At 37.9% G+C, this 11,836-nt stretch carries 9 protein-coding genes; 4 read left to right on the top strand and 5 right to left on the bottom strand.

Annotation, left to right across the window (positions count from 1 at the left end):
- Nucleotides 1–139 precede the first annotated feature (139 nt).
- A complete protein-coding gene (locus AC012T_RS03535; RefSeq protein ID WP_487063147.1) occupies nucleotides 140–613 on the top strand; it encodes a hypothetical protein in 474 nt (157 codons plus the stop codon).
- Between the two features lie 173 nt (nucleotides 614–786).
- Here the strand turns inward: AC012T_RS03535 and AC012T_RS03530 are convergent, their stop codons facing one another.
- Nucleotides 787–3,171 (bottom strand): NACHT domain-containing protein, encoded by a 2,385-nt coding sequence (locus AC012T_RS03530; protein WP_487063145.1) that lies wholly within the window; start codon nucleotides 3,169–3,171, stop codon nucleotides 787–789.
- Here AC012T_RS03530 and AC012T_RS03525 point away from each other — a divergent pair.
- The 3 genes from AC012T_RS03525 (at nucleotide 3,139) to AC012T_RS03515 (ending at nucleotide 6,279) form a co-directional block, all read left to right on the top strand.
- Complete coding sequence (locus AC012T_RS03525) at nucleotides 3,139–3,537, top strand: hypothetical protein (RefSeq protein WP_487063143.1); 399 nt, start codon at nucleotides 3,139–3,141, stop codon at nucleotides 3,535–3,537. The two genes, AC012T_RS03530 and AC012T_RS03525, sit on opposite strands and share 33 nt — an antisense overlap.
- A gap of 161 nt (nucleotides 3,538–3,698) precedes the next feature.
- Nucleotides 3,699–4,796, top strand: coding sequence for a sensor histidine kinase (locus AC012T_RS03520; RefSeq protein ID WP_487063141.1), 1,098 nt, complete (start codon nucleotides 3,699–3,701; stop codon nucleotides 4,794–4,796).
- A 100-nt stretch (nucleotides 4,797–4,896) separates the two neighbouring features.
- Nucleotides 4,897–6,279: an aldehyde dehydrogenase gene (locus tag AC012T_RS03515; protein ID WP_487063139.1), complete on the top strand. Its 1,383-nt coding sequence runs from the start codon at nucleotides 4,897–4,899 to the stop codon at nucleotides 6,277–6,279.
- On the opposite strand, the gene AC012T_RS03510 is transcribed toward AC012T_RS03515, so the two are convergent.
- The 4 genes from AC012T_RS03510 to tig form a co-directional block, all read right to left on the bottom strand.
- On the bottom strand, nucleotides 6,256–7,164 hold the full coding sequence (locus AC012T_RS03510) for an alpha/beta fold hydrolase (RefSeq protein ID WP_487063137.1): 909 nt from the start codon (nucleotides 7,162–7,164) through the stop codon (nucleotides 6,256–6,258). The two genes, AC012T_RS03515 and AC012T_RS03510, sit on opposite strands and share 24 nt — an antisense overlap.
- A gap of 131 nt (nucleotides 7,165–7,295) precedes the next feature.
- A complete protein-coding gene (gene clpX / locus AC012T_RS03505) occupies nucleotides 7,296–8,639 on the bottom strand; it encodes an ATP-dependent protease ATP-binding subunit ClpX (RefSeq protein WP_015217495.1) in 1,344 nt (447 codons plus the stop codon).
- A gap of 10 nt (nucleotides 8,640–8,649) precedes the next feature.
- Nucleotides 8,650–9,348, bottom strand: coding sequence for an ATP-dependent Clp endopeptidase proteolytic subunit ClpP (gene clpP, locus AC012T_RS03500; protein WP_487063135.1), 699 nt, complete (start codon nucleotides 9,346–9,348; stop codon nucleotides 8,650–8,652).
- Between the two features lie 244 nt (nucleotides 9,349–9,592).
- Nucleotides 9,593–10,990 (bottom strand): trigger factor, encoded by a 1,398-nt coding sequence (gene tig / locus AC012T_RS03495; RefSeq protein ID WP_487063134.1) that lies wholly within the window; start codon nucleotides 10,988–10,990, stop codon nucleotides 9,593–9,595.
- Between the last annotated feature and the right edge of the window lie 846 nt (nucleotides 10,991–11,836).

The following is an 11,836-nucleotide window of genomic DNA, read 5'->3' as shown; positions in this document are numbered from 1 at the left end:
AAACTGGCGACCTTCTAGTTATAATTATCAATTAGGAGGGTGTAGAGTCAGTTTAGAGTTTCCTATTGCAAAATTATTAGATTATGAACCATCTTGGTCAAGTCTAGAAACAAGTAAGAACCCTTTTGCTATCGTGGTGATGGCACATTTAAAGAGTAAAGCTACTAAACGCAATCCTGAAGATAGATTACAATGGAAATTAAGTTTAGTCAGAATGCTCTTAGAAAGCGGTTTCAGTCGGCAAGATATTAGACAGTTATTCCGTTTTATTGACTGGATAATGGTCTTACCAGAAGACTTGGCAATTAGTTTTAAAACAGAAATCAGAAGTTACGAAGAGGCAAGGAAAATGCGCTATGTAACCAGTATTGAAAGATTAGCTAAACAAGAAGGAATTGAGGAAGGTCTTGAAGAAGGTCGTCAGTTAGGAGTTCTTCAAAGCAGTCAAGATAGCGTGATTGAAGTCTTGGAAACACGATTTGGTGAAATACCAAAATTTATAATTAATGCGGTGAATAATATCAATGATTTATCTGTATTGAAAACACTGCATAAAAGAGCGATTTCTATTCCTGCACTTTCTGAATTTGAGCAATTATTACCATCAATTTGAAATATTGTTATTGATGCAGTGAGAATAATTCATCTGCATTAATAACACTTGATGAAAAGTGGTTCTTTCTAAAGATAAATTTCAGCAACTCTTAAATAATATTTCTGTTGAAAGTTAAACACATAAAAAATCCTTACGCATTTTTCTGATTAGCCTCTAACTACGCAAAAAAATTATTGTTTCTTTCTATGTTCTATTTCACTCATCGGTAAGAGTAAAGTATCCTCAATTTCTTGCCTAACTTCGCGGCTCACATAACAATCGCTATTTAGGCAATCAATTAGTAGCTTGTTAGTATAGTAATACTGCTGTAAAATTTGTCTTTCTACATCACTAAATTGCCAATCATGTCCAATATTGCGATACTTAATCATTGCAGTTCTTAATTGCTTATCCAATGTTGGACGATTTATTTCCAACCATTCTTGTATACGATCTTCAATTATTGAAATTCTATTAGATAGATCATCGGCTTTCCACCATTTTTCCAATATTTCTTTTTCTTCTTCATCTAGAATATCTAGCTTGTCCATAATATTTTGAATTATTTTTATCATATGAGGAGCAACTTTATTTGCAAAATGAATTGACCCAGGGAATTCAATCTCTTTTGCGTTCACAAAATCTGATGCAAACCAATAATTGTTTATTCTTGAAAGAGTGAAGTTAAGAAAAATATCCAAAATTAATTCACAATCTTGATTTTTGTCGAGCGATTTATCATACTTACGAGTAATAGTTTGAAAAATTGAAGGACAATAAGCATTATACTCGTCTTCAGAACGTCCTATACGTAACCCTTCATTTTCAATCCCTAAGTAAAAAGTGCGTATTGCTGCTGGCGTATATATTTCTTTAATGGAAGTAGATTTTTGATTCAGCCAGGTGATAAACTTCTGTAAGTTATCACTAGCAGCAACCTGATTATCAATTTTTACCTTCATTAAATTAACCAAATCATCAGCCTTACGCATCATGCCTACAGTAAGTAAAAATACTTCCCGCCAGCGTGTTTCTGTGATATGTTCAACTAAACTATCCCAAGCCGAATTAGCAACAATTTCTTTAGCAGTAAAATACTCATGAAATGTCAAATGTGAAAAAGAATAAATTCCCCTTGCGCGTTCCACTAATAGCCCATGCTGCGATTCAATAGACTTTAAAACCGCTTCACTATCAAGTTCTAATTCCTGTGGTTCAGTACGAGCATCGGGTAAATTATAGATAAATTCAGAAATATATCCTTCAAGCATTTTTTGCTTAAATAAATATTCCTTCTGCTCAAAAGTAGTCAGTGCAATTTGACTAAGCAAATATTCCTTACCCCGCAATGACAGATTTTTATAAACTTGATCACGTTCAATATTACGTTTAGCATCCCATTTTTTGAGTAGTATCTCTAAACCTTCTTCATAAAGTTCAGAACGATTGGCTGGAAAATCATTATTTTCACCAAAGACCAAACACAGCAAGGTTAATAATAATGGATTTGTAGCTAGTTCATAAATCGGTCTATTTTCTTCTAGTCTTTCAATAAAACGCTCTGCTTTTACTGGGTCAGTTAACCTAAACCAATTTTGGGCAAATGTTGCTATTTGCTTTTCGTCAAAATCTGCCATTTCCACTTCGGTAAAGCGTTCAAAGATATATTCTTTAGAAGCTATGCGACAGGTAATGAGAAATTGATTGGTGTAAAACTGGTCAGAAATTTCGAGAATTTGATTTAAAATACGCTTGGTATCTTCTTCTCGAACTTCATCTAAACCATCTAGCAAAATTAATCCTCTACCTTTTCTCAAAAGTTTATCTATTTCATCTTCAGCATTTTTAACATTACACGCTGATAATTGTTGAGCAAAATATTCTAGTAAATTTGGCTGTTTAGGTTTTTCTGCAAATTCCTTGAGAGCGATAAAAAAGGGAACTTTATTTGTTAAAAAATCCCCTTCAATACAATTCATTGCTAGATATTTTAAAAATGTTGTTTTACCTGCTCCCGGTTTACCTAGAACCATCAATTTACTGTGACGCTGTACTGCTTCTAGTCCTGGTATTCTTTCCTCTGTTATTCGGCTAAGTCCAAAACGGTCAAATTCTCCAGGGTTAGAGTTTTGCAACAGTTCAGCAATTTCTATTCGTCTACTTCGGTTGAGTTTCTCCAAAATATTAACATTTGTATAAATACCCCTCTCACCGGTTAACTCTATTGGTTGCGCCATATCTAAAACGCGCATAGTTCCGCATTTTTCTTTGATATGGGGTTTTACCAAGGCGCGAATTTCTTGGACTAGAACATCTATTTCAGAGTCTTGTTCTAAACTTGGCTTAACTTCAATTTGTTGATTTTCAGAAGTTTCTTGCCAGTTTAATCCTAATTTTTCGCATATCCGCACGAACAACTCATTATCAACTGTCTTCCCATTAAAAAACTTACTAATTGGTTGACGAGTCACTTCTAGTGAATCAGCAAGCTTTTGCTGTGTCCCAAATTTGTCAATTAAAGCTAATTTTGCCTTTTCAATCCCTTGTTGAGAAGCCTGAAGCGATCGCTTGACCATAATCTACTTAGCAAGTTTTACACTATTATATCGCTGTTAGCAAAAGTCACACATAGAGCTTACATAATTCACACATACAGAAAGCCAGTTAAATACGACATTAGAGGGATTTTAGAAAGACATAAATCCAATATGCTGACTAAGGCGATCGCAATGCTAGAAACTCTAATCCCCCAATTACTCAACAAATCTCTTGAAGTTATCCTGACGCTACTGCTGGAAAAATTCTTAAAATGGCTGCTGAAGGCTAAAAATAGCCAAAATCTCAACTACTTCCTGAAAACGCAGATACTTATGCTTTATCTAGATTGGGTTTTACTGAAAACGCCTCTCAACCCCGTTATCAAAGACACAACAAATAAATAACCCAAAAACAAATGAGTCGTATCAAAAATCTATGTGTAAGATACTGAAGGGATACTACACTCCTACAAAAGCTCTACTGCTCAAGCGTATACTTTATGGATTTTTACCAGGGTAAGCTAACCTAAGAAAAGCTAACTGTTTCCCTCTACCGCTTAAAGTCTATGAGTTCAAAATCTCCCCGCACCGGCAAAATACTAGTTGTAGACGATTCCCCCGATAACATCTTTCTCGTCAAAACTATCTTAGAGGCAGAAGGTTATACAGTTAGCACTGCCGAAAGTGGTGCTTCAGCACTCGCAAAACTGGAAGCATCTCCATCTGACTTGGTATTATTAGATTTAATGATGCCAGAAATGGATGGCTATGAAGTCACCAGATGCATTCGTAGTGAGATAAATTTCCTACAATATATCCCCATACTATTAATTACTGCCCACGATTCTCCCAGCGTTGCGGAAGGCTTAGATTTGGGTGCTGATGACTTTATCCGTAAACCGGTCAGTGTGGATGAATTATTGGCCAGAGTGCGATCGCTTCTCCGACTCAAACATAGTATAGATGAACGTGATGAAATTGCCCGTCAGCGTCAAGATTTCGTTTCCCGTCTCACCCATGACTTACGCACTCCTTTAGTAGCCGCAGATCGAATGTTGATGCTATTACAGCAAGGTGCTTTGGGACAATTATCACCCCAAATACAAGAAGTAGTAGTCATCATGGCGCGGAGTAACATTAACTTACTAACTATGGTGAATACCTTATTAGAAGTTTACCGCTTTGAAGCAGGACGCAAAACCCTAACTTTTCAACCTGTAAATATCAAACAATTACTCCAAGATGTATCAGCAGAATTAGCCCCCCTAGCTGAAGAAAAATCACTGGCTATCAATCTGGAATTCTCTAATGATTCAACTCCAAAAACAGTCCTGGGTGATCGATTAGAATTACATCGTCTATTCACAAACTTGATAGGTAATGCCATCAAATTTACAGATTCAGGTTCAATTACAATCCGTCTTAATAATCAACATCAGTTAGAACAAAATGTTATTGAAATTGCAGATACAGGGTCTGGTATCCCCCCTGAAGACCAACCAAGCTTATTTGAAAGATTTCGTCAAGGTAATCATAATCGGTCTGGTAGCGGCTTAGGACTTTACCTAGCGCGTCGGATTGTGGAAGCACATGAAGGGACTATTCATGTCAAATCTGAGTTGGGTAACGGTAGCATTTTTAGTATCCATTTGCCAGTTCATTAAATACAGAAACCGAACCGCAGAGGTAGCGAAAAAAATGTAATATTACAAAAATACATTTATTTTCAGCTTGTTATAGCTATTTAATTTTATCATCAACAAAATGATTACTGAATTATCAATTAGTGAAAATATTCGCCAACAACGTATTTACTTTTCTACAGGTAAATCCAAAGAAATTAATTTCCGACTGCAACAACTAAAAACTCTCAAACAATTAATTATTGATAATGAACTCGTAATTATTCAAGCATTACAAGCAGATTTACAAAAACCAGAACTTGAAGCTGTTACTTCCGAAATCATCTTAGCTTTAAAAGAAATTGAATTAGCAATTAAAAATCTGAGAAATTGGGCTAAACCCAAGAAAGCAGCAATTCCTTGGCAATTATTACCCGCTTCAGCCCAAATTATACCAGAACCTTTGGGAGTAGTTTTAATTATTGGTGCTTGGAACTATCCTTTTGAATTAGTGATTGTTCCTTTAATAGGTGCCATAGCTGCCGGAAATTGTGCAGTTCTCAAACCTTCAGAAATTTCCACTCATACCTCCCATGTTTTAGCTGAAATTATTCCTAAATATTTTGATTCAGACTATATTTCTGTAATTGCAGGAGGTGTAGAAACAAGCCAACAATTATTAGCAGAAAAGTTTGATCATATATTTTTCACAGGTAGCCCTCATATAGGCAAAATTGTCATGGCTGCTGCTGCTAAACATCTTACACCTGTAACTCTAGAATTGGGTGGTAAAAATCCCTGTATTGTAGATACTGATATTCATTTTGAACATACTGCTAGACGCATTATTTGGGGTAAATTTATGAATGCTGGACAAACTTGTATTGCCACTGATTATCTGTTAGTTAATAAAAAAATCAAAGATAAATTATTAATTAATCTCGAAAAATGCTTAAAAGAATTTTATGGTGATAGTCCAGATAAAAGTCAAGATTATGCCAGAATTATCAATCAAAAGCACTTTGATAGATTAGTTAATTTCCTAAAAAATGCTGAGATTATCGTTGGTGGAGAAACTAAAGCAAATGAATTTTATATCGCACCAACATTAATACAAAATGTCTCATTGACAGATTCTATTATGCAGGAAGAAATTTTTGGGCCTATCCTGCCTATAATTGAATACACAGATATTGAAGAAGCTATTAACTGGGTTAATTCTCAACCAAAACCCTTAGCTTTATATTTATTTTCTCAAAATGAATTTCTGCAAAAGCAAGTTTTACAAGCAACTTCTTCCGGTGCAGTTTGTTTCAACGATACAGTAATTCATTTTACTGTTCCATCTTTACCATTCGGTGGTGTGGGTAATAGCGGTATTGGCAGTTATCACGGTAAATTTAGTTTCGACACTTTTTCCCATTACAAAAGTATCTTACAAAATCCTTTTTGGATAGATGTAAAATTACGATATGCCCCCTACAAAGGCAAATTATCTATATTAAGGCAACTTTTGAAGTTTTAAAAATTCTTGTATCTTTACTAAGTAGGTTTCTGGATCTTCCAGCATCGGAAAATGAGCGGTATTCGGAATCAACGCAAATTCAACATTCTCACTCAATTGTGCGGCTTTTTTACCCATTTCTGCCGGAATAATGATGTCATATTCTCCTGCTACCAGTAGCGTTGGTACTGTTAATTTGCTAAATTCCTGGGGCATAAAGTCTGCTTGTTTCTTGCTAACAGACGTGAAAATTGTCCCCAAAGCTGCATCATAATCAGCATCTATAAAATCTTGTAAAAAAGCTTTCCTCTCAGATTTGGGGATAGGACTATGCAAAAATCTTGCCATAAACATCTTGTCAGCCAAGGGTATTTTTCCTAACCACTTGGGACGAAATTTAACTACTAGTCCACCAAATTTATAAAAGGATGTAAAAGCTTTTTCATCATATTCAAAAATCCCGCTACAAGTTAAAATCCCTTTTTCCACTCTTTGGGGGTAGCGGTTAAAAAATAAAGTGGCAATTGAAGCACCCATTGAATGAGCATTAATATAGACACGCTGGAGATGCAACCCGTCTAAAAAAGCTGCCAAATCTTCAGCATAATCCTCTAATTCATAAGTTAACTCTTGAATTGCCTCTGTTTTTTCCTGGGTTGACTGCGATTCAACTACAGACTCAGCAGTTTGGACAATAGTTGGTTTACCATGAGAACGCCCAAAACCGCGCATATCGTAGAGTAAACAGTCAAATTTGTCTAATAAAGCCTCAGCAGTGCTTCGCCAATACCTAGACGAACCAGCCCAACCATGAATAAAAACCATCACTGGCTTCACTTCTGAACCAGATGATGATTTTATCCACTCGTAGTAATGCTCAACCCCACGAACATTGATATAAGGCATTTTAAAATAATTCTTAATTCTTAATTATTAATTCTTAATGGATATTTCAGATGAGGAGTGTTTAATAACGCACTCCCCACCTTCGCTTTTAACTTTACTCGGTACTCGGTACTCAGCACTCAGTAATTATGCTATGCTGATTCTGGTTTTGGTAAGGAAGATGGATGTACTAACAGTTCAGCGGTAGAACGTTTCTCAACCATTTCCCGTGTTACTGTGCAGCGAGTCACATCTTTACGAGATGGTAACTCATACATTACATCCAGCATCAATTCTTCCACAATGCCCCGCAGCGCCCGCGCCCCGGTTTTGCGCCGATAGGCTTCTTGAGCGATCGCTTTTAAGGCTTCTGCTTTAAAATCTAACTGGACGTTATCCATATTCAACAGTTTTTGGTACTGCTTCACCAAGGCGCTGCGTGGTTGGGTAAGAATCGCCATTAGCGCCTCTTCATCCAGGGGATCTACCACTGCTATCATTGGCATCCGTCCGATAAATTCAGGAATCATCCCAAATTTTACCAAGTCATCTGGTTGAAGATGACGCAGTGTATCTGCTGCCCGTTTTTCTTTAGATAGCCCTTCTCCCGGTTGGACAAAACCAATTGACTTTTTACCCACTCTCTGATCTACAACTTTTTCCAAACCGACAAAAGCACCACCACAGATAAATAGGATGTTACTAGTATCAATTTGGATACAATCTTGATAGGGGTGCTTGCGTCCGCCTTGGGGGGGAACGTTGGCGGTTGTACCTTCCAACATTTTCAGCAAAGCTTGCTGTACACCTTCCCCAGAAACATCCCTCGTAATCGAGGTATTTTCACTTTTGCGGGCGATTTTGTCAATTTCGTCGATGTAGATAATGCCTCGCTGTGCTTCTTCTACATCCAAATCTGCTACTTGTAAAAGTCGCAGCAAGATGTTTTCTACATCTTCCCCTACATACCCTGCTTCTGTCAGAGTTGTGGCATCAGCAACAGCAAAGGGTACATCCAGAATTTTGGCTAGAGTTTGTGCTAACAGAGTTTTGCCGCAACCAGTCGGGCCCATTAATAAAATATTGGACTTTTGTAGTTCTACTGCATCATCTGCCCCACCTTTGCCATTACCTTTAGACTGAACAATGGCCAACCGCTTGTAGTGATTGTAAACAGCGACTGACAATACTTTTTTGGCTTCATCTTGACCAATGACGTGTTCGTCTAAATAGTTTTTAATCTCTCTCGGTTTAGGAATTTGGTTAAATGAGAGATTGGAAGAACGGGTACGGCGTTTTTGAGGTGGTTCTGACCGTGGTGCTGGTTGGGATGCCGCAGCAGCATTTGTATCAAGTAACTCCTCATCTAGGATTTCATTACACAAGTCAACGCATTCATCGCAGATGTAGACTCCCGGCCCTGCGATTAGTTTACGCACCTGCTCCTGAGACTTGCCACAAAACGAACATTTTAAATGGGAGTCGTACTTAGACATACCAAGCCTCTTATTTCAGAATGGTGACGTTTTCCCCTGCTGTGGGAAGATTTTGTCTAGAAATAACCTGATCGATCAAACCGTAGTTCTTGGCCTCTTCTGCTGACATGAAAAAGTCGCGTTCCGTGTCTGCTTCGATCCTCTCCAAGGGTTGACCAGTATGTTTGGCCATTAATTGATTCAAGTTACCCTTAATGTAAAGAATTTCTCTGGCTTGAATTTCAATATCAATAGCTTGTCCTTGAGCGCCACCAAGGGGTTGGTGAATCATAATCCTGGAGTCAGGTAGAGACATACGTTTGCCCGCAGCCCCAGATGTTAACAAAAATGCCCCCATACTGGCAGCGAGACCAAAACAGATAGTAACTACATCAGGACGTATCTGTTGTATTGTATCATAGATAGCCATCCCTGCGTAGACGGAACCACCAGGGGAATTAATGTAAAGTTGAATATCTTTTTCTGAGTCTTCGGCATCTAGAAACAGCAATTGGGCAACTATGGAGTTAGCAACGACATCATCTATTGGTGTTCCCAAAAAAATAATCCGCTCTCGCAGTAGGCGGGAGTAGATGTCAAATGCCCTTTCTCCCATACCGGATTGTTCTACCACCATCGGGACGATGTTGTTAGGGCTGCCGTAATTACAGCTAATGCCGATAGGACTCAAGCTACTGATTGGGTAATTTCCCGACTGCGATACAAGCATACAAGAATATTTAACAATAAATGGGACAGAGTTTCAGCCGTTATGGCTGATTTTTCAGGAATTGAATTTTTATTTGTGCTATGTCTTAACCATTATGCCTTATATAGATTCTTATCGTTGAAGTCAGGGGACTGGTGACTGGGGACTGGGGACTGGGGATTGAGGACTGGAGATTAGGTTTAAATAAATTTCCCCTGTTCCCTGCTTCTTCTTCCTGTCACCTGTCACCTGTCACCTTCTTCCTCTACTCAGGACTGGCTGTTGCTTCGTCTGTGACTACTTCAGTACTTTGAGCTTCTGGTTCTTCTGTAGGACTCAAAGAACCTTGGGGTACTAGTTCTACAGATGAATTGGCTACAAGCCAATCAAGAATTTTTTCGGTGAGCAGTTCGTTTTCGACGACTGATTGCAGTCTGTTTTGGTCTACGTCTTCGTCAGCGTACTGTTCTAATATTTCTTTGACTCTAGCTGCAACTTCTTCGGCTGTAACTTTGATGGATTCGCGTTTACCGATTTCTTGTATGGACAAGGAACGTTTGAGACGCTCAATTGCCTCTGGCTGCGATCGCTCCCGTAATTGGGGAATGATATCTTGGGTAAACAGCTTTTTCACATCTAGCCCTTGCTGTGACAGTTTCATGGCTGTCTGTGTCAACATGGCATCAATTTCTTGCTCAATCAAGGTTGCCGGTAAGTCAACTTCTACGTGCTTGAGCAATTCTGCTAACAAAGCTTCTTGTTGATTTACTTTGGTTTGATTTTGAGCTTCTGTTTGATAACGTTCTTCTAAAGATGCCCGCAATTGTTCCAAAGTCTCAAATTCACTCACTTCTTGAGCAAAGTCGTCATTTAATTCCGGTAACTCTTTTTCCTTAATTTCTTTAAGCGTTACCGTGAAAATTGCAGGCTTACCAGCTAAATCTTCATTAGCATAAGGGTCTGGAAACTGAGCCGGAATCTCTCTAGTTTCTCCGGGGTTCATGCCCACCATACCGGAAACAAAGCCGGGGATAAACTTATCTTCTTGTAACTCGACTTGAAAATCAGTTGCTTCCCCTCCAGGAATTGGTGTCGGTTCTGCTGATTCGTCTTCAGCTTTGGTAATCACACCTTTAAAATCAACTACCGCAATATCACCAATTTGGGCTGCTCGTCCTTCTACGGGAATCAAGGTTGCCATTTCTTGGCGTTCTTTGTTGAGAACATCATCTACCCGTGTAGGATCATACTTTATTTCTTCGGCTTTGGCTGCCAACCCAGTGTATTGAGCCAGATTGATTTCTGGTTCTACATCAACAGCAGCAGAAATAGTCAGAGGTTGCCCAGGTTCATAACTCTTAATCAAATCGTCAAAAGTTGAGAGCAATCGCGGCTGACCAATTGCTGAGATGGCTTCTTGTTTGACTGCTTCCTCTATCCCATCTGGAATCAGTTCTTCTAGGGCTGCTGCTTTGATGCGAGTTACGCCTAGACGCTGTAGTAATATTTGCCGGGGTACTTTTCCTTTGCGAAACCCAGGAATGTTTACAGTACCACTTAAGTTTCTAATGACTTGTTCGTATTTTTGTTTGGTAATTTCTGGCGTAATCTCTATTTCCAGTCCAATTTGGCTTTTATCAAGTTTTTCCTGGGTAACTTTCATGCTTTGTCTCTGTTTTTTTGTATTTTCATCTCCGAGTACACACAAGAAGCGTATCGCTCGCGTTATTAACTTGATGTCTCACTGCGGGGATTTATTTTATGTCTTGTAGGCATAATCAAATCCTGGGTGGGAAATTTTGCCCTTCAGCAGATATCCAGTTTACTGCCAATAGCAAAGGACTTAACACTTTACTGCAATTTCTTTACTGATAGCATTTCTAGATTCCGATTTATAAGCACTGAGCATTTATACGGCGCTTAGTCCTCAAAATCCTGCTTAATTGTCTGCTGTTGGCGTTTTTTGCTCAAAAATTAGATATTGGATAGAAAATGGTACTCAGATTGCTCACACTGTGATATCCTTTCAACAATGGTAGCTTTACTGCTAACTGTTTGTCGCATTGATTTTGTCAAACCTTGTGTGACAGAGCGCTAACATATTATGGTATGTAGCTCGTTTGCAGTACTGAATTGCAACCATCTGGATTATAGTATATTTTTAGCAACCTAAATTTACGGTAGGGCATGGGCAAATTTTAATTTACGTACAAATTTCAATCTATTCATTTTCAACAGGTTGTTATAGAATAGTGTATGATTGTTCAATTAGAATTCATGAACATTATTCATAGAGATAGTAATTTATTGTCACGCTAAAAAAGTTTTAAAAGTTTTAAAATATATAAAAAATTGAATTAGGTTAAAAACAATAAAAAAATTTTAACATATCATATGTAACACAAATCAGCAAAATATATTAAATTGAAGTATCAAGTTTTATTTAATTTCTGAACATCGTTATTGCGAAGTATTGACATTCAGAGGAAACTCTTAACAGAAAAAACTC

The organism is Anabaena sp. EIM26, assembly GCF_057568715.1.
Note: the sequence above shows the minus strand (reverse complement) of the source record. Positions and strands in the feature narration are given on the sequence as shown.

What these genes read in the sequence shown, in the direction of transcription:
- AC012T_RS03535 (WP_487063147.1), top strand. Translation starts at nt 140, where the DNA reads ATGGCACATTTAAAGAGTAAAGCTACTAAACGCAATCCTGAAGATAGA.
- AC012T_RS03530 (WP_487063145.1), bottom strand. Translation starts at nt 3,171, where the DNA reads ATGGTCAAGCGATCGCTTCAGGCTTCTCAACAAGGGATTGAAAAGGCA.
- AC012T_RS03520 (WP_487063141.1), top strand. Translation starts at nt 3,699, where the DNA reads ATGAGTTCAAAATCTCCCCGCACCGGCAAAATACTAGTTGTAGACGAT.
- AC012T_RS03515 (WP_487063139.1), top strand. Translation starts at nt 4,897, where the DNA reads ATGATTACTGAATTATCAATTAGTGAAAATATTCGCCAACAACGTATT.
- AC012T_RS03510 (WP_487063137.1), bottom strand. Translation starts at nt 7,164, where the DNA reads ATGCCTTATATCAATGTTCGTGGGGTTGAGCATTACTACGAGTGGATA.
- clpX (WP_015217495.1), bottom strand. Translation starts at nt 8,639, where the DNA reads ATGTCTAAGTACGACTCCCATTTAAAATGTTCGTTTTGTGGCAAGTCT.
- clpP (WP_487063135.1), bottom strand. Translation starts at nt 9,348, where the DNA reads ATGCTTGTATCGCAGTCGGGAAATTACCCAATCAGTAGCTTGAGTCCT.
- tig (WP_487063134.1), bottom strand. Translation starts at nt 10,990, where the DNA reads ATGAAAGTTACCCAGGAAAAACTTGATAAAAGCCAAATTGGACTGGAA.